The 22,864-nt window shown below is 58.4% G+C and carries 23 protein-coding genes; 16 read left to right on the forward strand and 7 right to left on the reverse strand.

Annotation, left to right across the window (positions count from 1 at the left end; genetic code table 11):
- Positions 1 to 31 precede the first annotated feature (31 nt).
- The gene (locus ACM6I0_RS12885) at positions 32 to 1,162 is read left to right on the forward strand and encodes a P1 family peptidase (protein WP_414922450.1); all 1,131 of its coding nucleotides are present in this window, start codon (positions 32 to 34) and stop codon (positions 1,160 to 1,162) included.
- 50 nt (positions 1,163 to 1,212) lie between these two features.
- On the opposite strand, the gene ACM6I0_RS12890 is transcribed toward ACM6I0_RS12885, so the two are convergent.
- Complete coding sequence (locus tag ACM6I0_RS12890; protein WP_414922451.1) at positions 1,213 to 1,677, reverse strand: cupin domain-containing protein; 465 nt, start codon at positions 1,675 to 1,677, stop codon at positions 1,213 to 1,215.
- A gap of 151 nt (positions 1,678 to 1,828) precedes the next feature.
- Positions 1,829 to 2,278 (reverse strand): winged helix-turn-helix transcriptional regulator, encoded by a 450-nt coding sequence (locus ACM6I0_RS12895; RefSeq protein WP_414922552.1) that lies wholly within the window; start codon positions 2,276 to 2,278, stop codon positions 1,829 to 1,831.
- Between the two features lie 212 nt (positions 2,279 to 2,490).
- Between ACM6I0_RS12895 and ACM6I0_RS12900 the strand changes: the two genes are divergently transcribed.
- The 5 genes from ACM6I0_RS12900 to msrA all read left to right on the forward strand — a co-directional run bounded on the left by ACM6I0_RS12900 (position 2,491) and on the right by msrA (position 5,958).
- Positions 2,491 to 3,273 (forward strand): SDR family NAD(P)-dependent oxidoreductase, encoded by a 783-nt coding sequence (locus tag ACM6I0_RS12900; RefSeq protein WP_285431111.1) that lies wholly within the window; start codon positions 2,491 to 2,493, stop codon positions 3,271 to 3,273.
- Between the two features lie 568 nt (positions 3,274 to 3,841).
- Positions 3,842 to 4,294, forward strand: coding sequence for an Ohr family peroxiredoxin (locus ACM6I0_RS12905; protein ID WP_285431109.1), 453 nt, complete (start codon positions 3,842 to 3,844; stop codon positions 4,292 to 4,294).
- Positions 4,295 to 4,389: 95 nt separating this feature from the next.
- A complete protein-coding gene (locus tag ACM6I0_RS12910; protein ID WP_414922452.1) occupies positions 4,390 to 4,842 on the forward strand; it encodes an Ohr family peroxiredoxin in 453 nt (150 codons plus the stop codon).
- A 144-nt stretch (positions 4,843 to 4,986) separates the two neighbouring features.
- The gene (locus ACM6I0_RS12915) at positions 4,987 to 5,448 is read left to right on the forward strand and encodes a MarR family winged helix-turn-helix transcriptional regulator (protein WP_414922453.1); all 462 of its coding nucleotides are present in this window, start codon (positions 4,987 to 4,989) and stop codon (positions 5,446 to 5,448) included.
- 3 nt (positions 5,449 to 5,451) lie between these two features.
- On the forward strand, positions 5,452 to 5,958 hold the full coding sequence (gene msrA, locus ACM6I0_RS12920; RefSeq protein ID WP_285431107.1) for a peptide-methionine (S)-S-oxide reductase MsrA: 507 nt from the start codon (positions 5,452 to 5,454) through the stop codon (positions 5,956 to 5,958).
- A 52-nt stretch (positions 5,959 to 6,010) separates the two neighbouring features.
- Here the strand turns inward: msrA and ACM6I0_RS12925 are convergent, their stop codons facing one another.
- Positions 6,011 to 7,099 (reverse strand): polyamine ABC transporter substrate-binding protein, encoded by a 1,089-nt coding sequence (locus ACM6I0_RS12925; protein ID WP_414922454.1) that lies wholly within the window; start codon positions 7,097 to 7,099, stop codon positions 6,011 to 6,013.
- A gap of 39 nt (positions 7,100 to 7,138) precedes the next feature.
- Positions 7,139 to 8,440 (reverse strand): NAD(P)/FAD-dependent oxidoreductase, encoded by a 1,302-nt coding sequence (locus tag ACM6I0_RS12930; RefSeq protein ID WP_414922455.1) that lies wholly within the window; start codon positions 8,438 to 8,440, stop codon positions 7,139 to 7,141.
- Between the two features lie 148 nt (positions 8,441 to 8,588).
- Between ACM6I0_RS12930 and ACM6I0_RS12935 the strand changes: the two genes are divergently transcribed.
- Entirely contained in the window at positions 8,589 to 9,485 is an 897-nt protein-coding gene (locus tag ACM6I0_RS12935) for a LysR family transcriptional regulator (RefSeq protein ID WP_285431102.1), read from the forward strand.
- Positions 9,486 to 9,604: 119 nt separating this feature from the next.
- On the opposite strand, the gene ptrR is transcribed toward ACM6I0_RS12935, so the two are convergent.
- On the reverse strand, positions 9,605 to 10,495 hold the full coding sequence (gene ptrR / locus ACM6I0_RS12940) for a putrescine utilization regulator PtrR (RefSeq protein ID WP_285431101.1): 891 nt from the start codon (positions 10,493 to 10,495) through the stop codon (positions 9,605 to 9,607).
- Positions 10,496 to 10,595: 100 nt separating this feature from the next.
- On the opposite strand from ptrR, the gene ACM6I0_RS12945 reads away from it, so the two are divergent.
- On the forward strand, positions 10,596 to 11,987 hold the full coding sequence (locus ACM6I0_RS12945) for an aldehyde dehydrogenase family protein (protein WP_414922456.1): 1,392 nt from the start codon (positions 10,596 to 10,598) through the stop codon (positions 11,985 to 11,987).
- Positions 11,988 to 12,034: 47 nt separating this feature from the next.
- Here the strand turns inward: ACM6I0_RS12945 and ACM6I0_RS12950 are convergent, their stop codons facing one another.
- The gene (locus ACM6I0_RS12950; RefSeq protein ID WP_414922457.1) at positions 12,035 to 12,406 is read right to left on the reverse strand and encodes a nuclear transport factor 2 family protein; all 372 of its coding nucleotides are present in this window, start codon (positions 12,404 to 12,406) and stop codon (positions 12,035 to 12,037) included.
- 111 nt (positions 12,407 to 12,517) lie between these two features.
- On the opposite strand from ACM6I0_RS12950, the gene ACM6I0_RS12955 reads away from it, so the two are divergent.
- A complete protein-coding gene (locus ACM6I0_RS12955; protein WP_414922458.1) occupies positions 12,518 to 13,180 on the forward strand; it encodes a glutathione S-transferase family protein in 663 nt (220 codons plus the stop codon).
- A 5-nt stretch (positions 13,181 to 13,185) separates the two neighbouring features.
- On the opposite strand, the gene ACM6I0_RS12960 is transcribed toward ACM6I0_RS12955, so the two are convergent.
- Positions 13,186 to 14,130 (reverse strand): aldo/keto reductase, encoded by a 945-nt coding sequence (locus tag ACM6I0_RS12960; protein WP_414922459.1) that lies wholly within the window; start codon positions 14,128 to 14,130, stop codon positions 13,186 to 13,188.
- A gap of 74 nt (positions 14,131 to 14,204) precedes the next feature.
- On the opposite strand from ACM6I0_RS12960, the gene ACM6I0_RS12965 reads away from it, so the two are divergent.
- The 7 genes from ACM6I0_RS12965 (at position 14,205) to ACM6I0_RS12995 (ending at position 22,836) form a co-directional block, all read left to right on the forward strand.
- Positions 14,205 to 14,993, forward strand: coding sequence for an alpha/beta hydrolase (locus ACM6I0_RS12965; RefSeq protein ID WP_414922460.1), 789 nt, complete (start codon positions 14,205 to 14,207; stop codon positions 14,991 to 14,993).
- Between the two features lie 139 nt (positions 14,994 to 15,132).
- On the forward strand, positions 15,133 to 16,032 hold the full coding sequence (locus ACM6I0_RS12970; protein WP_285431089.1) for a bestrophin family protein: 900 nt from the start codon (positions 15,133 to 15,135) through the stop codon (positions 16,030 to 16,032).
- Positions 16,033 to 16,712: 680 nt separating this feature from the next.
- Complete coding sequence (rfaH, locus tag ACM6I0_RS12975; RefSeq protein ID WP_285431087.1) at positions 16,713 to 17,249, forward strand: transcription/translation regulatory transformer protein RfaH; 537 nt, start codon at positions 16,713 to 16,715, stop codon at positions 17,247 to 17,249.
- 27 nt (positions 17,250 to 17,276) lie between these two features.
- Positions 17,277 to 18,437, forward strand: coding sequence for an outer membrane beta-barrel protein (locus tag ACM6I0_RS12980; RefSeq protein WP_414922461.1), 1,161 nt, complete (start codon positions 17,277 to 17,279; stop codon positions 18,435 to 18,437).
- A 12-nt stretch (positions 18,438 to 18,449) separates the two neighbouring features.
- Positions 18,450 to 18,983, forward strand: coding sequence for a polysaccharide biosynthesis/export family protein (locus tag ACM6I0_RS12985; RefSeq protein WP_414922462.1), 534 nt, complete (start codon positions 18,450 to 18,452; stop codon positions 18,981 to 18,983).
- Between the two features lie 2 nt (positions 18,984 to 18,985).
- Positions 18,986 to 21,301 (forward strand): GumC family protein, encoded by a 2,316-nt coding sequence (locus ACM6I0_RS12990; protein ID WP_414922463.1) that lies wholly within the window; start codon positions 18,986 to 18,988, stop codon positions 21,299 to 21,301.
- A gap of 143 nt (positions 21,302 to 21,444) precedes the next feature.
- Positions 21,445 to 22,836, forward strand: a complete 1,392-nt coding sequence (locus ACM6I0_RS12995) for an undecaprenyl-phosphate glucose phosphotransferase (protein WP_414922464.1) — start codon at positions 21,445 to 21,447, stop codon at positions 22,834 to 22,836.
- The last annotated feature ends 28 nt before the right edge of the window (positions 22,837 to 22,864 follow it).

A 22,864-nucleotide genomic window follows, 5' to 3' on the forward strand; every position in this document is an offset into this window, starting at 1 on the left:
AATTAACCATTCGATGAACATGAGAGAAACGATGAAACCACGTGCCCGCGACTTGAACATCCAGTTCGGCCAACTGCAACCTGGCCCCCTCAATGCCATCACCGATGTGCCTGGCGTGCGCGTCGGCCACAGCGATGTGCGCGGACGCACCGCCAGCGGCCGTGACATCTTCACCGGTGTCACCCTGATCGAACCGCGTGCCGGGTCGACCAATCAGCAACCGTGTTTTGCCGGCGTCCATGTGCTCAACGGCAATGGCGACGCCACCGGTCTTGAGTGGATTCGCGAAGCCGGTCTGCTGACCAGCCCGATTGCCTTCACCAACACCCACAGCCTTGGCGTGGTGCGTGATGCGCTGATTGCGCTGGATCGCGAAACCCAACCCGACGACGGTCGACTTTACTGGAACATGCCCGTGGTGCTGGAGACCTACGACGGCCTGCTCAGCGACATCAACGGTTTTCATGTGAAGCCCGAGCACGTGGCCCAAGCGCAACGCAACGCAGTGGGCGGCGCGGTAACGGAAGGTGCCGTGGGCGGCGGCAGCGGGATGATCTGCCACGAATTCAAGGGCGGCATCGGCACCTCCTCCCGGCAATTGAGCAAGGCGCAGGGCGGCTGGACCGTCGGCGCTATCGTCCAGGCCAATCATGGTATTCGCAACGAATTGCGCGTCGACGGCTATCCCGTCGGGCGGTACATGGAAAAGGCCGACTCGCCGTTTCTCAGGGCGTCGTTGCCTCATCCGGGGATGGGTTCGATCGTCGTGTGCCTGGCCACCGATGCGCCATTGCTGCCGCACCAATGCACGCGCCTGGCACAGCGCGCCAGCCTGGGACTTGCCCGCACCGGCGGCGGCAACGAAGACCACAGCGGCGACATTTTCATCGCCTTCGCCACCGGTAACCAGCACGTGCCGCCAGCGGCCTATGAAGGCAAAGGGGCGCCAACCTGCGACAACCTGCGCATGGTCAACAACGACCACATCAGCGAGTTGTTCCTGGCCGCAACCGAAGCGGTCGAAGAAGCCATCATCAACGCCCTGCTGGCCTCTGAAACGACGGAAGGCAACGGTCACGCCGTACCGGGTCTGGATGAGAAAACACTGCTCAAGGCCCTGCGTCAGGCTGGATGGCCCGGAGATTCAACAACCAATCTCTAAACCCGCGGTTTGAACAAGACGCCCGGTGCAACGCATCGGGCGTCCATCGTTTATTGCTCCAGCACCACCAGCGGCGCGTCTTTGTTCACGATGTAAGTCGCCAGTTCCGAGGCTTTGCCGTCACCAACGTTTTTGGCAACGTGCGCGGTGCCGGCGGGGATGTACAAGGAATCGCCCGCCTTGAGCGTGACCGGTGCCTGCCCTTCAAGCTGATACTCGAACGTCCCCGAGATGACGTGGGCCACTTCAACCCCTGGATGAGAATGCTTGGGGGAAGCCACGCCCGCATCGAAATCAACCAGAACCTGAATCACTTCACGCCCTGAGACGTCGAGGTCCTGACGCAACAGATCCGTGCGATGCAGCCCCGCCTGCCAGTTTTTTGCCGGCGCGGCTTGTGCGGGGACCTTCACCTCTTCGGCTTGAGAGAAACTCGCGATTGCGCTGAGCGATACGACGGCAGCCAGGGCGATGCCGAGCCTGCCAGGGATGTTACGAAGATTGATACGGGACATCTCGACTCTCCAATGGGTGCACGGCAAGGCCGGCGAGCGCTGCATTAAGAAGTCGCGGTGTATCGCGCAAGTGTCAAACATGCCTGAATTTGTATGCCAGGTTGTCTGCCCGTGCCGGGGATACGTTCAGATACAAGCCTGGGCGTACACGTCAGTGCGGTACGCCCAATTTGGTCACGATATCTTCTGGCTGGAGCTGACGCCCGTCCGTCGAAACCAACTGCAGTTTCTGGATGGGCTTGCGGTCTTTTGCATCGACCATGACCGACCCCGGTTCGCCGGGTTCGTACAAAAATTCGTTGCCCCATTGCGACAGCGCAATCAGCACAGTCTGCAACGCCCTGCCCTTTTCGGTCAGCACATACTCCTTGTAAATACTGCCGTCAGCCGCCGGTTCCATGCGCATCACGCCCTCTGCCACCAGGCTTTTGAGGCGGGTGCTCAAAATGTTTTTCGCGACATCCAGGTTTTTCTGAAAATCACTGAAGCGCTTCGTCCCCGAGAGCGCATCACGGATGATCAGCAACGACCACCAATCGCCAATGAGATCCAGGGATCGAGCGACGGGACAGGGACTGCCCTGCAAACTTTTGCGTTTCACGTCAATAAACCTCCACCCGAAAAGGTTGCCGGCACTGACGCGCATCCGTCGGTCCGGCAGGTGGTTGCATAATACAACCAGCGCTGGTAGAAATAACACCACTTGGTTTCATCATGAAACCATTAACCTGTTCTCAGGTAGCTCGCAGCTGTGCCAGACGCACAGTCACTTCGTCATCAATGGTTGCATGATAAAACCGTAGGAGAGTACCCATGAAACTGGCTGGAAAAACTGCATTCATCACCGGCGGCAACAGCGGCCTGGGCCTGGCCACCGCCAAACTGTTCATCGCCGAAGGCGCAAAAGTGGCGATTACCGGTCGCAGTCAAAAAACCCTGGATGAAGCCAGGGAAGCACTTGGACCAAACCTGCTGGCAATCAAGGCCGACCTGACGGATGTGAGCGAGATCGAGCGCGCCGTCACCGAAGCTGTTGCCACCTTCGGCAAGCTGGATATTGTTTTCGCCAATGCCGGCATTGCCGGGCAAACCCCGGTTGGCGGCACCTCGCTGGAGACCTTTCAGAACATTATCCAGACCAACCTCACCGGTACGTTTTTCACCGTGCAAGCGACCGAGCCGCATCTCAATCCGGGTGCATCGATCATCTTGAACGGGTCGGTGCATGCCATCCTCGGATGGCCGGGCTACAGCGCCTACGCGGCCAGTAAAGCTGCGGTTCGCGCCATGACACGCGTGATGGCCGCGGAATTTGCTCCACGGGGTATTCGCGTCAATCAGATTACCCCTGGCGCAACGCGCACCCCGGTATGGAACCCTCACGCCGTCAAGGTTGGCATGGATGCGCTGGAGGAAAAGCTGATCACCACCATTCCGCTGGGTCGCATTGGTGAAGCCGATGAAGTCGCCTCGGTCGCGCTGTTCCTCGCCTCCAGCGATTCTTCAAACGTGGTTGGCGCAGAGATCGTCGTCGATGGCGCTGCAACCAGTTCACCCATGGGCGCACCTGCTCACCGGAAAAACTGGCAGGCGTAACGAAGGTGAAAAGTGAGGACGTCGCATGCAGCCTGTGTAGCTCGCAGGTTGCACGCCGTTGTTATCGATAGCATTTTTCCATCCTGCGGGCGTACCTCAAGGATGAAATCGGTCTAAAAATCCAGAGGCGCATTTCGCACGCTTTGCTAATCTGAATTTTGTAGGTGAAGACGCAGACTGATGCGCAAGAGGATAGCGAGGAAGCGTGGGGCGCGCTCCTAAGGGTACACGGTTAGAAAGATCTCCAAGGTGAGATCCAGCCCTTACGCCGTGTGAAGCAAGACAGCACAAGACTGTTCTGTCAGAAGCCTGAGAAACCTCGTAAGCCAGAGACCAGCGCTGGCCACCTACTCGATTCCAAAGCCCGCCCTGTGCGGGCTTTTCGTTTTGCGCCGACGCAAAAATCGGTATCCAGCCCTCTTCAAAGCCATTCGACCATTCGTCGCCAAGTACGCCCATGCCCTCTTGACTTCACGTGGCGCCTGCGTGAATATTATTTAAATCGGATGCGATCTAAACGTGTACGACATACAAATTTGATTGAACATTAACGTTGAGGATTCACCCCATGAGCAAGATCGAAAAAGTCCTGGCCTCCGGCAAAACCCACACCACCCTGAGCAGCGCCGGCGTCACATCGCGTGGCCATAACGGCAGCCTCGACATCGTGCTGTCATCGCCGGGCAGCGATAAGCCAGTCCATGAATTCAAAGGCACCCAACCGCACCCGAAAGCCGAGCAACTGTTTGCCGGCGCATGGTCGGCCTGCTACATCGCCGCCGTCGGCCTCGCCGCCAAGCAGCGCAACGTCGAGCTTCCCTCCGACCTGTCCGTCGACATCGAAGTCGACCTGGGCCAGACCGGTGACGCTTACTTCCTGCAAGCACGCCTGACACTGCGCGCTCCTGGACTGGATCACGCTGTAGCAACAGAAATCGCCCATGCGGCCGACCAGATTTGCCCGTACTCCAAGGCGACCCGCGGAAACATCAATGTGGCGCTGAACGTCCTCACGGCTTGAAGCAGCCGTTGAATTTCTAGAAGCGCCACATATATCGCATGCGATGCACGCGTATGCGATACGTAAACCTTATTAACGCATTCAGGTAATCCCCCATGAGCAAGATCGAAAAAGTCCTGGCCACCGGCAAAACCCACACCACCGCCAGCAGCACCGGCAACACCTCGCGCGGCCACAATGGCAGCCTCGACATCGCGCTCTCGTCACCCGGCAACACAACGCCTGTGCACGTGTTCGCCGCCACCCAGCCTCACCCGGCTGCCGAGCAACTGTTTGCTGGCGCCTGGTCGGCCTGCTACACCGCCGCCGTCGGGTTGGTGGCCAATGATCTGAATGTGGTGCTGCCGTCCGATATGTCCGTCGACATCGAAGTCGACGTAGGCCAAACGGGTCTGGACTACTTCCTTCAAGCTCGCTTGACCCTGCGCGTACCCGGCCTGTCGGACGATATCGCAAAGACGCTGGCGCACACTGCCGACCAGATCTGCCCGTACTCGAAGGCAACGCGAGGCAACATCGACGTGGACTTGAAGGTCCTCACGGCTTGATGCAGCGCACGGCGGGTTCGACATTTTGTGTCGAACCCGTCACTGGCCGTTGATCACACAGCGACTTAGAGCACTTACGACACCATCGCACACGAGGTATATTTCAGGATTGCGTGACAGCCGTCTTCGACGAACGAGGCCCCCATGAAGTCCACACAAGACGCCGTACCCGCCGACCTGAAACTCTCCGATTTTCTGTGTTTTGCGGTCTATTCAACCAACCTCGCGTTCGGCAAAGCCTACAAGCCGATCCTCGAACGATTGGGCCTGACCTACACGCAATACATCACCATCGTCGCGCTGTGGGAGCAGGACAATCAGACCGTCGGCAGCCTCGGCGAAAAGCTGTTTCTTGAATCGAACACGCTCACGCCGATCCTGAAAAAACTCGAAGCGATGGGTTTCCTGCAACGCCAGCGCGATCCTGAAGACGAACGTCAGGTGCGAATCAAGCTGACGAAACAAGGCAAGGCGTTGCGCGAAGACCAGCCGGAAACCGGGCTGTCAGGAGCGACGGGCCTGACACAAGAGGAGTTCACGCAGTTGCAGAAGTCGATCGTGACGCTGCGCAACAACCTGATCAAATCAATGAACACTGAGGAGTAAGCAATGACCACGCACACTGAAACTGCACTTCTGGCCGGTGGCTGCTTCTGGGGCATGCAGGATTTGCTGAGGAAACAACCCGGCGTGCTGTCGACGCGAGTGGGTTACTCCGGCGGCGATGTGCCCAACGCCACTTACCGCAACCATGGCACTCACGCCGAAGCGATCGAGATTGTGTTCGACCCGAACATCACCAGCTATCGGCAGATCCTCGAGTTTTTCTTCCAGATTCATGATCCGTCGACCGCCAATCGTCAGGGTAACGACATCGGCCTCAGCTACCGCTCGGCGATTTTCTATTTGAATGAAGACCAGCGAGCGATAGCCGAAGACACGGCGGCCGATGTCGATGCCTCCGGTCTGTGGCCCGGCAAGGTCGTGACTGAAATCGTGCCCGCCGGCCCGTTCTGGGAAGCAGAACCGGAGCATCAGGACTACCTGGAAAGATTGCCCAGCGGCTACACCTGCCACTTCATCCGGCCAAACTGGAAACTGCCGAAACGCGCTTGACGCAAAAAATCCCCGGGGCCGGCGTTGGCCCCCGGGGACTATTCAAATGCCATCAGGTATTGGTCTTCAACTTGGTCCACAGACGTGTGCTCAGCCGTGCAATCGCGGCGGGCAGATCCTCGACGGTGAACAGCTTGTCCATCACCGATTTGGGCGGGTAGATCGCCAGGTCCTGCTTCACCGCCGGATTGACCAAGGCATCCGCCGCCAGGTTCGGGTTGGCGTAATGAATGCTGTTGCTGATGTTGGCGATGACGTCAGGCTTCAACAGGTAATTCATGTACGCGTAGCCATTCTTCTCGTGTGGTGCACCTTTGGGCATGACCACCATGTCGAGCCACAGGGTCGAACCTTCGTCCGGAATCGAATAGGCAATCTCGATGCCGTTCCCCGCTTCCTTGGCGCTGGCCGCCGCTTGCACCACATCACCGTTGAAACCGATCACCACGCAAACATTGCCGTTGGCCAGGTCGCTGACGTATTTGGACGCATGGAAATACTGGATGTAAGGCCGAATCTTGAGTAATGCCTGCTCGGCTTTCTGGTAATCCGCCGGCTCGTGGCTATGGGGCGGCAGTCCCAAGTAATTGAGGGTGATCGGCAGAATCTGCGTCGGATTATCGATAATCGCCACGCCGCACTCACTCAACTTCTTGATGTTGCTCTCATCAAAAATCAGCTTCCAGGAATGGGTGACATCGGTGGTGCCGAAGATCGCCTTGATCTTCTCGACGTTGTAGCCAATACCGGCGGTGCCCCACATGTACGGATAGCCGTACTGGTTGCCCGGGTCGTTGACCTCGAGTTTTTTCATCAGCGCCGGGTCAAGGTTTTTCCAGTTGGGCAGCTGGCTTTTATCCAGCTTCTGGATGGCGCCAGCCTTGATCAAGCGCGACAGAAAATGGTTCGAAGGGCTGACCACGTCATAACCGGTATTGCCGGTCATCAGTTTTGATTCCAGGACTTCGTTGCTGTCGTGAATGTCGTACGTCGCCTTGATCCCGGTTTCCTCGGTGAAACGGGTCAGGGTGTCGTCGGCGATGTAGCCGTTCCAGTTGGAAATGTTGACCGCTTCAGCCGCGTAGGTGGTTGCCGAAAATGCCGCGAGCGCGAGCGTCAGGGAAACAGTGTTGATCTGCATGTTGAATCACCTTTTTATTCTTTTGTGATAACCGGAAATCTAGATTTCTGTGCGGGCCCGAACGGCTTCGAGGCGCATCCGCAGCAGCGCGCCGATGTCGAGCAAGGGGCGCGGCGGTAGCCAGCCGGGTTGGGCCCTGCGCATCACCGCATCGAGCATCGGCGAGCCAATATCCGAGGCCAGTTCGGCGAGCAGTCGTCCCCAAAGGGTGCCGCGCGCCACGCCTGAACCGTTGCACCCGGCCACGGCAAACACGCCCTCTTCCACTCTGGAAAAAAACGGCTGCCCGGAGCGCGAGGCGCTCAGGTGTCCGGTCCAGGTGTGCTGGATGTCCTGCTCGGTCAGCCACGGAAAACGCCGTTGCAAACCCACCGCATGGTGCTGTCGACGAACCCGCAGTTCATTGCCGGACAAATCCCGCGAGCGGTATTCCGCCGTGTTGCGGATCATCACACGACGGTCGGGTGTCAGCCGGACCGTCGCACCCAGTGGACGGGTAGACAGCACGCCCCAAGGCTCCACGCTACCGATGTGGCGAAATTCCTCATCACTCAACGGCCGCGTGAGGCTGGCACTGAGTTCCATCGGGAACGTCCCGCTGTCATGAAGGCCTGCGCGTGGCACAAAGGCATTCAGGCAGACCAGCACCTGTTTTGCCTCGATGCTGCCCTCGGTGCCGTTGGCACGCAGGCGTCCTTTTGCCAGCCGTTCCAGCCCTACGATGTCGGTGTTTTCGTAGACGTTCACGGTGTCTGGCAGCGCCTCCAGCAAGCCTTTCACGTACTTCGCCGGCTGCAGCAGCGCATTGCCTTTGCCACACCAGATCGCCGCGCGGTAATGCCGGGTGCCGAGCTTTTGATTCAGTTGATCACCTTCCAGAAACTCGGCGGAGGCGCCCAGTGTGCGCAGTGTCTGGAGTTTGGCGTCGATGTGAGTCAGCTTGCCGGGATCGCTGACCGCGAAAAAATAGCCGGCGTCCCTGAAATCACACTCGATGCCGTGCCGGGCAATCATCGTGCGGACTTCCGTGCTGGCCGCACGTGAAATTGAAGTATCGACTTCGAAGCCGGCGAACCCGGGATTGCCCATCAATTCGTCACGGGTCGGGTGTTCGTGGGCCACCACAAAACCGGAATTGCGCGCCGAAGCGCCCTGCGCCGCCCGTTGCCGGTCGACCACCACGATGCGTGCCCCGGGGTGCAATTGCGCCAGTGCATGGGCGGCGCTCAAACCGGTGATGCCGGCACCGATGACCAGCCAATCGGCGTCTTGCGGCCCTTTGAGACGATCACGCGCCGCAGCACTCCCTGCTTGCGCGATCCAGCCACATTCATTCTTCATGCGTCACCTGCCCAGATTGTCGTTCTGCGAGCCGGCTCATGCAATCGTCGCATGGACGATGTGTGACGGCGGCTGCTAGCGCTAGAATCTATTAGGTCTTCGGTGATACAACCAACGTTATAAACTCATTGAGCTATTCATAAAACGCATGGATAAGATTCGCCACGTCCCATCCCTCCAAGCCATGCAGGCACTGGTGGAAGTCGCTGAGTCGGGCAGCTTCACTCAGGCCGCGCACAAACTCTGCCTGACCCAAAGTGCGGTCAGCCGGCAGATACAACAATTGGAAAGTCACTTTGGTGTGCCGATGTTTATCAGAAGCAGCCGCAGCATTCGGCTGACCTCGGAAGGCGAACAGGTTCTGGCCAGCGCGCGCACGATCCTTGAGCAACTGAAAAACCTTGAGGATCGGCTCTCGCCGCAAAAACGCCCGTTCCGCATTCGCATGCATGTGTCATTGGCGGTGCGCTGGTTGTTGCCGAAGTTGAGCGACTTCTATCGGTGTTACCCGGACATTTCCCTGTCGATCGAAACCGTCGCGACGGAGATCGTCGAACCGGCCAGCGACAGCGATGCCTACATCCGCTATTTGCCCGAACCGTCCAGCGATCCGGCTTGCCTGACCCTGTTCGAGGAAGCGCTGGTGCCGGTCTGCGCGCCTGGCCTTGGCAGCGCCATTCGACCTTTGGCGTCGATGGAGGACCTTGTCGACTTCCCGCTGCTCCACCGTTCGGCAGACCAGCAAGCCTGGATCGAATGGTTGGCGGCCAATGATGGAAAACCGCTGGAAGCCTATCGACACATCCCCTTCAATCTCGATGAACTGGCGCTGGATGCCGCCGCGCGCGGACTGGGGGTGGCCGTGACAGACCTGACCCTGGCGGAAGAATCGATTGATCGTGGGGTGCTCGTTGTCCCGTTCGGGTTGCCGCTGAAGACTAGAGGGGTTTATTCGCTGTGCCTGCAACCTTCGGCGGCGTCGCATCCAGGGTGCGCGCAGGTGATGCAATGGTTCGCCGGCCAGGCTGAACAGCCCATCGATTAAAAGAGGAATGACTACCCCTGTGGGAGCGAGCCTGCTCGCGATGGCGGTGTGACAGTTATCAACTTTTTGACTGATAAACCGCTATCGCGAGCAGGCTCACTCCCACAGGGGTTTTGCGTTTATTCAGGAATTGCGGCTGCTTGCTGAACCACGCCGCGCTCTTCCAGCAAACGCACAAACATCGTCAGGCTCTGCGACACCGTGCCCCTGCGCCACACCAGCCAGGTGCGCAAATAACGGAACGATTGCGACAACGGCCAGATGCTCACGGTGCTGCAGCCCGGCATGCTTTCGAGCATGCTGCGCGGCATCAGCGCCAGGCCGGCACCGGCGCTGACGCAGGCCAGCATGCCGTGATAGGACTCCATCTCGAATATCTTGCCGGGCACCGCCGCGTCGTTGGCGAACCAGCTTTCGAAATGGTGGCGGTAGGAGCAATTGGAACGGAAGGCGTAGATGTTTTCGCCGTTCACATCCTGCGCACGCTGGATGGGGGAATGGTGCAGCGGCGCGATCAGCACCATCTCTTCCTCGAAAGCCGGCACGCCCTCCAGCGCCGGGTGCAATACCGGGCCGTCGACAAACGCAGCGGCCAATCGGCCCGACAACACGCCATCGATCATGGTCCCGGAAGGTCCGGTAGACAGGTCCAGTTCGACCTTGGCGTGCTTCTGGTTATAGGCGGCCAGCAGTTCCGGAATGCGCACCGCCGCCGTGCTTTCCAGCGACCCGAGCGGAAATGACCCTTGCGGTTCTTCACCGGCGACCGTCGCCCGGGCTTCCTGCACCAGGTCAAGAATGCGCCGGGCATAGTCGAGAAAACTCCAGCCGGCCGGTGAAAGGCGCAGGCGGCTTTTCTCGCGGATAAACAAGTCCACGCCCAAATCCAGCTCAAGCTGTTTAATGCGCGTCGTCAGGTTCGATGGCACCCGATGGATATGCTGGGCGGCCACACTGATGCTGCCGTGCTCGGCGACAGCTTTGAAGATCTCGAGCTGAACCAGATCCAAGTCATTCTCCAAACGTGAACGATATGCTCAGTATTATTCAGTTTCCAGAAAATTAACACCGCCGTAATCTGAGCACATCCCCACCTCGCAGGACGGTGCCATGACCAACGTTTCCAGCCTTACCCATGCCATTTCGATCAACCCCGCCAATGGCGAGCAGATTGGTCACTATGCGTTTGAATCCGAGTCGGCGCTGCAAGCCGCACTGGCACGTGCCGCGAGCGGGTTCCGTGCCTGGCGCAGCAAGCCGGTGGCGCAACGCGCGCAGCTGTTGATCGTGCTGGCCAAGGCCTTGCGCGACAACTCGGCAGCCATGGCCAACATGATCACCCTGGAAATGGGCAAGCCGATCACCCAGGCCCGTGGCGAAATCGAGAAATGCGCGCAACTGTGCGAGTGGTACGCCGAACATGGCCCGGCGATGCTCAACGCTGAATCGACACTGGTTGAAGGTGGCAAAGCGCGCATTGAATACCGCCCGCTCGGCCCGATTCTCGCGGTGATGCCGTGGAACTTCCCGATCTGGCAGGTCCTGCGCGGCGCCGTTCCAGCCTTGATCGCCGGCAACACCTACGTGCTCAAGCATGCACCGAACGTGATGGGCAGCGCGTATTTGCTGCTCGATGCCTTCAAGCAAGCCGACTTCCCTGAAGGTGTGTTCGAAGTTATCAACGTCACGCCCGACGGTGTTTCCACGGCGATCAAAGACTCGCGCATCGCAGCGGTCACCCTCACCGGCAGCGTGCGCGCCGGCATGGCCATCGGCGCTCAGGCCGGTGCGGCATTGAAAAAATGCGTCCTGGAACTGGGTGGCTCCGACCCGTTCATCGTGCTCAACGATGCCGACCTCGACGAAGCGGTCAAAGCCGCCGTGATTGGTCGCTATCAAAACACCGGGCAAGTCTGTGCGGCGGCCAAGCGCCTGATCGTCGAGCAAGGCATCGTCGAGGAATTCACACGCAAATTCGTCGAAGCGACCGGCAAACTGGTGGTCGGTGATCCGCTGGCAACCGAGACTTACATCGGTCCGATGGCACGCTTCGATCTGCGTGATGAACTGGATCAACAGGTACGCGAAACTCTGGAAGAAGGCGCGACGTTGTTGATGGGCGGCAAGAAGGCTGAAGGCCCGGGCAACTTCTACGAGCCGACGGTCTTCGCAAACGTCACCGACCAGATGACCTCGTTCAAACAGGAACTGTTTGGCCCGGTGGCGTCGATCATCACCGCTCGTGATGCAGCCCATGCGCTGGAGCTGGCGAACGACAGTGAGTTCGGCCTCGCCGCAACGATCTACACGCGCAATGTCGAACTGGCCGAGCAAATGACCAACGAACTGGAGACAGGCGGCGTGTTCATCAATGGCTACTGCGCCAGCGATCCACGCGTGACCTTCGGCGGCGTGAAGAAAAGCGGTTTTGGTCGTGAGTTGTCGCACTTCGGCGTTCGCGAGTTCTGCAACGCGCAGACGGTGTGGCTGGACCGCCGCTGATCGCCTCCGGTTGCCTGGGTGTCGTTCAACACCCAGGCAACTGCGCTTTATTCGTTGAGGTAATACACCTTGTTGACGATCATCCAGCGCTCCCTGATCTTCAGTAACGACAGATAATCCGTGAACCGCATGCCGAGATAGTCATCAATGACTTTCACGGCAGCGGCATCGCCCGTCACATCAACGCTAACGGTTTGCCAGAACGGATTGACGTCCTTGGCCGCCGGTCCCTCGGCCTTGATCGCGCTGATAAAGTCATTCAACGGCAACCATTCCAGTTCATTGTGATAGTGACCGATGATGCGACAGTCGGGATGAAACGCCTGCCGCAGCAGCACTTCGTCGGCGAAAACCATCCCTTCCACGTAATTGCGCACCACAATGCTGATGAGCTCTTTGTCCAGCGTTTGAGCCGTCATGTCATACCTCCAACTGACTCATGCCACCTGAAAAGTCTAGCACCGCGTTTCGGTCAACCACCCCGGCGGCGACTATGCTGTTGAGGGCAAACTCTGCGGGAGGATTTGAAGATGTCATTGACGCTTTACTACCATCCGTTGTCGTCGTACTGCCACAAGGTGCTGATCGCGCTGTATGAAAACGCTACCGACTTCGACAGGCGAATCATCGATCTGGGGGACGTAGCGCAGCGAGCAGAGCTTCAAGCACTGTGGCCACTGGTCAAGTTCCCGGTCATCCATGACGCCGCTCGCCAGCGAACGGTGCCGGAATCCACCATCATCATCGAATACCTGGACCGGCTTTTCCCGGGCGCCAACGCGCTGATTCCCGGCGATTGGGACAGCGCCTTGGAGGTTCGATTGTGGGACCGGTTTTTCGATAACCATGTGCAGGGGCCGATGCATCAGATAGTCCTTGATCGCATACGCTCGGCCCACGGCGATCTGACCAGGGAACGCGCGGCGCTGGACACCGCGTACGGCATACTCGAACATCAGATGGCCTCCCGGATATGGGCGGCCAGCGCGGATTTCAGCCTGGCCGATTGCGCGGCGGCGCCGGCCTTGTTTTATGCCAGCACACTTCAACCGTTCCACGACGATCACCACCACTTGCACGCTTATTTCGAGCGGTTGATGGCGCGGCCGTCAGTGCGGCGAGTCCTTGACGAAGCCAAGCCCTACTTCTCGATGTTTCCGTTCGCCGAGGCCATCCCGGAGCGGTTTCGCTAGCGCACTCATTTGACGATATCGATCAATTGCTCGCGTTGCGCTCCCGTCAGCATCGGCCCGAAACCGGCACCGGCATTGTCCGCCATGTAGCGCGGATTACCGGTGCCGGGAATCACACAGGTCACCGCCGGGTGGGACAGGAGAAACTTCAGCGCCATTTGCGGCCAACTGTTGACCCTGACATCTGCCGCCCAGCGTGGTAACGGTTTGTCCTGCAAGCGGGCGAGCAAACCACCGCCGCCGAACGGCCGATTACAGATCACCGCCACGCCACGCTCGCGGCACAGGGGCAGGATGCGTTTTTCGACGCCGCGATCATCCAGGGCGTAGTTGATCTGCAAAAAATCCAGTGGCTCGGCCTTGAGCACCGCTTCCACCTCGTCATACGCCGACGCGGTGTAATGGGTGATGCCGATGTAGCGGATGCGCCCTGCTTTCTTCCATTCACGCAAGGTCGGCAGATGGGTTTGCCAGTCCAGCAGATTGTGGATCTGCATCAGGTCGATGCGGTCGGTTTGCAGCAGCTTGAAGGACTGCTCCATCTGCGCGATGCCTTCTTCGCGGCCACGGGTCCACACCTTGGTGGCCAGAAACGCCGGCGAGCGCGGTTCATGGATCGACAGCAATTCACCGGTCGTCTGCTCGGCGCGACCGTACATGGGCGAGCTGTCGATGACCGTCCCACCCTTCTCGAACAACGCGCGCAGCACGGCCGGCAACTGTTTGTAGGCCGCGCTCGCAGGCTCGACATCGAACCCGCGATACGTCCCCAACCCGACGATGGGCAATGGCTCGTTGCTGGAAGGTATGGGCCGGGTCAGCATGTTCTTGCCTCCTGTTTCCGTCGCCGGCGCAGATGCTGCAAAGGCCGGATCGAAGGTGAAAACCGCCGAATCACCGGCAACCAGCGCGAGCAGTTGTCGACGCGTGTACCCATCAGTGTGGCTCATGGAATGGCCCTCGACCGATGAACTAGACTCTGGCTTCGATCCAGTGGATTGCATCCCTCAGCCCAGAGCCGTCAATGTTGCCCACTAAAGCTAGTCGAATGTCGCGAATCCTGATGCTCATCGTCGTCATCCTGGCAGCGTTGTACTTGACGCTGTGTGCGGCGCTGTTCCTGTTTCAGCGCGCGCTGATCTACTACCCAAGGCCCAGCGCCATCCAGACGCCGGAATCGGTGCTGATGCTGGCCGTCGACGATGCGCAAGTGCAGGTGTCCGTCAGGTCGCACGACGGACCCAAGGCGTTGATCTATTTCGGCGGCAATGCCGAGGATGTGTCGCGTAACCTGCCCGAGTTCGCGCAGGCGTTCCCGGACCATGCCCTCTACTTGCTGCACTATCGAGGCTACGGTGCAAGCTCCGGCTCGCCGTCGGAAGAGGCGATCCAGCGTGATGCCATGACCCTGTTTGACAAGGTCTACGGCAGCCACCCGCAAATCGCCCTGGTGGGTCGCAGCCTCGGATCAGGCGTTGCCGTGCGCCTCGCCAGTCAACGCCCGGGTTCAAGCCTGATTCTGATTACGCCCTACAACAGCCTGGAAGACCTCGCCGCGCGCCAGTTCCCGTGGTTTCCAGTGAGGTGGCTGCTACAGGAACGATTTGAATCATGGCGGTACGCGGCGCACATCACGATACCGACGCTGTTGATCGTGGCCGAACACGACGAAGTCATACCGCGCGCCAGCACCGAGCAGCTCTACGCCCACTTCGCCAAAGGCGTGGCCACGCTGCGGGTCATCGATGGTGTAGGCCACAACTCAATCTCCGAAAGTCCCCAATACCTGCCGTTGCTGGGCACAGGGCTGTGATGGCAAACGATGCGGTGATAGAGCCCGTCGATCACTCGGTCACAAACAGTGATTGGACGGCCCGCCCCCTTGCTCTTAGCCTGCGCCCGACCGGCTATCAAACATCTGGATCACACGTATTTTCCGTAGGCAGGACACCATGATCGTCAGACCCAAACCGAACTTCCTCAACATCATGAGTGCGATCAAGGGCTCGATCGCCAAACGGATTGCCCTGCGCTGCCTGATGGTGACGCTGCTCGCGTCAGTGATCGTGCTCGTCGAGACCTTGCACCCCAGCTACTTCTCCAAGGTCAGCGCGACACCGTTCACGTTGCTGGGTCTGTCGCTCTCGATCTTCATGAGTTTTCGCAACAACGCCTGTTATGACCGCTGGTACGAAGGCCGCAAAGCCTGGGGCGACGTGATGGTCGCCATCCGCTCGATGATCCGCGAAACCCGAATCATCCAGGACGCAAACGAGCGTCGCACACTCCTTCGTCATCTGTGCGGGTTTGCCCACGCGCTCAACGCGAAGCTGCGCCTGGAAAATGAGCTCGCGGCCAGTGGCCGCTGGCTCGACCCGTTGCCGGAAGACAGTACGCCAGACTTCAGTGGACAGATATTGCAGCAGGTCGGACAGCAGTGTTCGACACTCAGCGAATCCGGCGTGATCAACGAATGGCGCTACACGATCATGAGCAATCATCTGACTCACCTGACCCAGGCTCAGGCGACCTGCGAACGCATCAAACACACGCCGCTGCCCTTCGCCTACACCTTGTTGCTGCACCGAACCAGCTACCTGTTCTGCTTCTTGCTGCCCTTCGCGATGGCCGAGCCCCTGGGCTGGCTGACACCGATTTTCACCGCGATTGTCAGCTACACCTTTTTCGGCCTGGATGCGATTGGCGACGAGCTGGAGGACCCGTTTGGGCGCGATGAAAATGACCTGCCAATCGATGCCATTGTGCGCACTATCGAGCGGGAGATTCTTGCGGCACTGGGAGAAACCCCGCTGCCTCCCGTGCTCAAGCCGGTGGATTTTGTGTTGGGGTGATAACACCTGACAGCAGCGCTACTACCACACCACATATTACAATATGGCAAGTTTGATTCTCAATTACAGTAACGCTTATAGACCTGTTCCTTATTAAGTCCCGCTCATTAGTTATAGCGCTGTGATAGCAGCGACTTGCTCTTTACCCCAAGCCTCCATTATCGGGGGATTGCAACGCAACATTCAGCCACGCCTGACTATTAATAGTTTAAAAAGTTTAAACCATCCGACGGAAAAAAATTCATACCTAAAAACAATCAGTTAAGCACTGGCGAATTCACTATTGGATAAAAGGCATGTTTTTTGGCGAGGAACGTTTGACAGGGCGCCAAGACTGGTCGATAACTACACCGGTCCATTAGAACAGGGCGCGAGCGCATATTACTCATTTCTCTCTGTTCCCCGGACAACTTGAAAATGACTTGTCTTCAGGCCCTTGTATGGACCGTGCGGTAGCTTTGCCAACGGCAATTGCCAGCCTCACATACCCAATATGCCACCTCAGATATATCCCGATTATTTACCTCACTGTTGCATGGACACAACAGTGCCTGACTCACTATTGATACACGCCCAAGCAAACCACATAAAAATTATAATACTGTCCAACTTAACACTTTCCGGGACGCCAATAGAGCCACTGCCTGCCTAAACTTTCGATAATTACGGAGTTTACCAGCATGTCTGCGATCAGTTGCGAACGTTCCGCCTGGTACCTGTTGCAATGCAAACCTCACCAGGATGAACGAGCCCGTATCAACCTGATTCAACAGAACTTTGTCGTGTTCCATCCTCAGTTTATAAGTGATCGCATCATTCGCGGAAAACAACAGCGGGTGCGCGAATCACTTTTCCCCGGTTATCTGTTCATCCATCTTGGCGGCAACGACAATTGGGCGCCCATACGCTCTACTCGCGGCGTCAGTCGTATCGTCGAATTCAATCATGGTCCCGCAACGGTGTCCGAGAACGTCATCGAGCACCTGCGTGCGCGCTGTTTCGAATCATCGATCCCCCATGATGACCCGCCGCTGACGCCCGGAGACCACCTGCAAATAATCCGCGGACCGCTGTCGACACTTGAGGGCGTTTTCATCGCGTCGCATGGGGCCGAGCGCGTGATGATCCTGCTGCAATTTCTGAATCGCGAGCAGCCTATCTGTGTGCCCTTAAGTGACCTCGAACGCCAGCACACCCCGTTGCAGCTCAATATTTGACTGATTGATTATTCCAGGAGCCATCACATGGCCTTGAAATCACGCTGCCTTATTGCACTGATCACGGCCTCGCTGTATCCCTCAATGGCCTGGAGCATTCGCCCGGCGCCGATCGATCTATACGGGTTGGACTTCACACCGACCTTCCTGCTTTCAGAAAGTTATGACGATAATTTCCGGGAGCTGGAAAGCAACAAGCAGTCTTCCATGATCACCCAGTTGCTGCCCTCCTTCGAGCTCAAGGCCGAAGATCGCAACAGCGCCACGCGATTAATCTGGCAACCCTCCCGGCATATTTACCACGACGAACCGGATGCTTCGTACACGGCTCAACGGGTGCGGGGGGAAAGCATTATGGAGTTCACTGACAGGCACCGACTGAAACTTGAAGCCGAGTACCACAAATACCAGACCACGGAATCAACGGCAGTCGAAGGCGTCAATGACAAGATCAACAACAAACTCGTGGGCGGCCTCTACACCTATGGCGCCAGGAGCGCTGACAATCAGCTGGATTTCGGCGCCAATTACGCTGAGCTTCGCTACGACAATGCCGACGGCATCAACAACGACAAAGAGCGCAATACCACCGGCCTGACCACCACCTGGTATCACCGCATCGGCAGCAACACCCGCAGCCTGCTGGAATACGATCACACCCGTTTTGATTACCTGCAATCCAACAGTCCGCGCAGCAGCAATTCCGATGCCGTCCTCGCCGGCGCCGTTTGGGACATCACCGCTCGCACCACCGGTAAAGTCCGCGTCGGTTATGAGAAAAAGAACTTCGATAGCAGCCAATCCAACGACCTCAATAACCCCACCTGGCAAATAGACCTGCAATGGAAGCCACGCACTTATTCGACATTCACCTTCGTTGCCCGCCAGGCCCTCGCCGAGGGCGATGACGGTGCCGAGGCCGTCAAGTCGACCTTTACCCAGGTCGGTTGGCGCCACGGCTGGACCGAGCGGATCACCACGGTGGCCGAAGCCGGGATCGGTCGATATGTCTACGAAGGCCAAACTCGCACGGACAACCTGCAGGACTACAACCTGGCCGTGATGTACGCGATGCGCCGCTGGCTGGATATCGAACTCGGTTATCGATTCCGCGATAACAGCTCCGATGCCGACAATCAAAGTTTCACCCGCAATGTGGTGCACATCAGCTTCAACGTAAGCCTCTAAGAGGGTTTAGACATGAACTCACAGACGCTTGGTTTGTTGTTCGCGCTGGCGGTTCTACCCAATACGTATGCAGCAGACCCCGGGACCCAATACAAACTGGCCGCCGGCGATGTCTTGCGCATCACCGTGTTTGGCGAACCGGAGTTGAGCCTGAAAAGAATCCGCCTCAGCGACGCCGGCACGTTTTCCTACCCGTTCCTGGGTGAGATATCCGCAAAGGGCCTGACCCCCGGCCAAGTTGAAAAGATCATCGCCGACGGACTTAAACAAGGTTATCTGATCGACCCGAAAGTCAGCTTGAGCCAGATTGAATACCGTTCGTTCTACATCAATGGCGAAGTACAGAAACCTGGCAGTTACCCATTCGTCCCCGGCCTGACACTGGAGAAAGCCATCGCCCTGGGCGGCGGCTTGACGGAGCGTGCCTCGATCAAACGCGTGACCATCGTGCGCGGTGATGGCGGCACCACGCTCACCGACGAAGTCACGCGTAGCACCACGATCGCCCCCGGCGACACCATTTCCATTGCTCAAGGGTTCTTCTGATCATGGACAACAGCCCCAGCACCTACGTCGAACGTCCTCTTCAAACGCATCTGCATCAGCAGAACAGCGAAGACCAGGACACCATTGATCTGCTTAACGTCTGGCGGGTGATCTGGCGCGCCAAATGGAGCATCGGCTGGCTGGTCCTGCTGTGCTGTGCGTTGGCGACGATTGTGGTCTGTACCCTTATTACGCCGCAGTACATCGGCAGCACCACCTTGCTGTTCAACGATAAAACGCCGCCGGTGGTGTCCTTCGAGCAGGTCAAGGATTCAGGCGGTACCGCCACCGAATACTTGCAGACCCAACAGGCGCTGCTGCAATCGCGGGACCTTGCCGAACGCGCGGTGAGAAAACTCAACCTGACGACCAACCCGATCACAGACCCACGCCAGCAGCCGAAATCCTGGTTCACCCCACGCCAATGGCTGGCGGACCTCGACCTTGACCAATGGCTGCCAGGGTTGAGCAAGTTGATACCGGAAAAAAATCCGCCCACCGAGGAGGACATTTTCAACGAGGTCACACAAAACCTCATGCAAAAAACCAACGTCAAATTCGTCGGCAAAAGCCAGTTGCTTCAAATCGACGTCGAATTGCCTGACCCGGATCTCGCGGCCGCTGTCGCCAACTCGCTGGCCCAGAGCTTTACCGACAGTCAGCTCGACACCAGCGAGAAGTCATCGCAGACCCTCACGGCCTGGATGAACACACGACTGATCAACCTGCGCGATAACTTGCGTGCGGCTGAGAAAAAGCTACAGGGCTACCGGGAAGAGCAAGGTCTGGTAGACGTTGGCGGTGTTGCCACCATCAGCGCCAACGAACTGGAAATGACCGGCAATCGCATGGTCGACGCCCGTCGCAATCGTGCTGAAGCAGAGAGCGAATACCGCCAGGCGAAGGCCCTGAGCAATGGCGACCTGAGCCGACTGTCCAGTGTGCCGGCAGTCTTGAGTAACCCGTTGGTCCAGCAATTCCAGGCGGACCGAGCCAAGGCGCAAGCCAAGGTCGATGAGCTGTCGGCACGTTACGGTCCAAAACACCCGAGCCTGATTGCCGCACAGTCCGATTTGCGCGCCGCCACCACCAGCCTGCAACTGCAGGTGCAACAGGTGGTCGCCGGGATCGAGCGGCAATACCAGCTCGCCACGGCCAGTGAGGCCTCGCTGCGCCAATCCTTCAACAGTAACAAATCGCAGATCCAGGACATTGCCCGCAAGGAATTCCAGTTGCGTGAGTTCCAGCGCGAAGTCGACAGTACCCGCGCGCTGTATGAAACCTTCGTCACTCGCTTGAAGGAAACCGCCGCCACCGCCGACATGGACTCCACCAAAGTACGCATCGTCGACCCGGCTATCGTGCCGGTGGAAGCGAGCAAACCGCGCAAAACCCTGATTGTCGGGATCGTCGGCTTGCTCGCGGCGATGATCGGTGTGGCGCTGGCGTTGCTTCAGGACAAACTGAGCAATACCTTCAAGACCGACGAGTCGATCGAAAGCACGCTTAACATTCCGCTGCTCAGCGTGGTGCCTTTGGTCATGAAGAAAAGTCGCCGGCAACTGGCGCGGTTGTTCGAAGACAATGACAACCCGCGTTTCTCCGAAACCATTCGCAACCTGCGCACCTGGCTGATGTTGCAAAGCAGTGATATGCCCTCGCAAGTGGTGCTGGTCACCTCGACCGTTGCCAGCGAAGGCAAAAGCACCATCGCCAACAACCTGGCCAGCTCGCTCACCCCGCTGGAGCGGGTGCTGCTGATCGATGCCGACATGCGCCAGCCGACGCTCTCGCTGAATTTCGATTTCCCACCGGAAAGTCAGGGGCTGGCCAATGTGATTGCCGGCACTGCCCGACTTGAAGACTGCATCGTCTCGGTGGGCAATCTGGACATGTTGCCAGCTGGAAGTATGGCGCCTCCCGCCCTGGATCTGTTCGGCGCGCCGCGCTTGCCTTCCCCTGCGGACACCAACGATTCGGCGAATCAGCCGCCGCCACAGGACCTGCTCAGCTCACCGCGCATGGCGCGCATGCTTGAGGTGCTCAAGACGCGTTACCGGCACATCATTATCGATTCACCCCCAGCAGAAATGATCAGCGATGCGTTGTTACTGGCCAGGCATTCGGATGCCGTGATCTATGTGGTCAAGGCCGACAGCACGCCGATCAATCAGGTGCAGAGAAGCATTGCGGTATTGCAGCAAAGCCACGTTCCGGTATTCGGAGCCGTGCTCAATCAGGTCGATCTGCGCAAGGCACGCAAGTACGGCTACAACCATTCACGCCCGTTCTACAACTACGACTTCGTGCCCAGATAACCCGAGACCACGCTTGCCGCTGCACCTCCTTGCGCCCTCAACATCACTTGCATCACCTGCGCCGAGCTTAGGACTACCCGGCGGGAGCCACGCCATGTCTCCCGATCAGTGCCTATGGAACATCCTGTCTCGAGGTCAAGCAAATGACACCGCAATACACCCAACACATCGCACACCGCCGAGGCCTGACGTTCTGGCTGCAATGGTTGAGTGCGATGACGCTGACCATCTCGCTGCTGACGCTGCTCGTGTATTGGCGCGTCGGCACCCTGACCAGCGACTACCGCATTCTGATGATCATGACCGTGCTCGGTTCAGTGCCGGTCTACAGCATGATGCAGGTTTACCACAAGCGTCATGGCCTGCTGGTCGGACTTGGCCGATTACTCGCTGCCTGGTTGATTCTGCTGGCGATTCTGGCGGCCATTGCCTTCATTACCCAGACCAGCGCGATTTTCTCGCGTCAGGTCATCATCGTCTGGATGGTGCTGGGCTTTGTGGTGCAGGCCGCGAGTTTTCTGCCCCTGCACTGCCTTGCCCGATTGCATTCGCGGATGATGTGCAACGAGCGTCGCTCAGTGATCATCGGCACCTGCCCGACCGCCCATGAGCTGGCGAAAAAACTCAACAGGCCGAACCGCGCGCTGGTGCTGGGATTCATCGCCGCCGCCGATGACAGCGGCCCGGCACCCAGTATTCTGCCGCTGTTGGGTCGCGTCGACGCGATCCGCGAAATCATCACGCGCCTGAACGTGCGCCGCGTCTACATCGTGCTCAATATGGCGCATGCCGCCACCATCGAAGCGCTCTACATCGACCTGCTGGACATGAACGTCGACGTGGTGTGGATCCCGGATTTCAGCAGCATGGTGCTGCTCAATCACTCGATCTCGGAAATCGAGCGGATGCCGGCCATTTACCTCAACGAGAGCCTGATCAGCTCGCATCCCGCCAGCCTGTTTTGCAAGGACCTGTTCGAGCGCAGCCTGGCCGCCACGGCCATTATCGTGCTCAGCCCGTTGCTGTTGGCGGTGGCGATTGCCGTCAAGCTGACCTCCCCGGGCCCCGTGCTGTTCAAGCAGAGTCGCCACGGCTGCAACGGTGAAGTGATCAAGGTCTGGAAGTTTCGTTCGATGCGCCAGCACGATGATAACGAGGTACGCCAGGCCACTCGTGACGATGATCGGGTCACCCCGCTAGGGCGCTTTCTGCGCCGCAGTTCCATCGACGAACTGCCGCAGTTGTTCAATGTGCTGTTCGGCCAGATGGCCCTGGTCGGCCCACGCCCACATGCCGTCACCCACAACATTTACTACACCGGCAAAGTGCGCGCCTACATGGCCCGTCATCGCCTCAAGCCAGGCATTACCGGGCTGGCCCAGATCACCGGGCATCGAGGCGAAACCGAAACGGTGGAAAAGATGCAGCTGCGCGTCGCCCAGGACCTCAACTACATCAACCAGTGGTCGCTGTGGCTGGACATCAAGATCCTCATCAAGACCCCCTTCACGTTGTTCTCCAAAAACATCTACTGACGCCCCGCCCCATCGTAGATCCGTGTCA

Source organism: Pseudomonas sp. IT-P294 (assembly GCF_949767865.1).
Taxonomy (GTDB): domain Bacteria; phylum Pseudomonadota; class Gammaproteobacteria; order Pseudomonadales; family Pseudomonadaceae; genus Aquipseudomonas.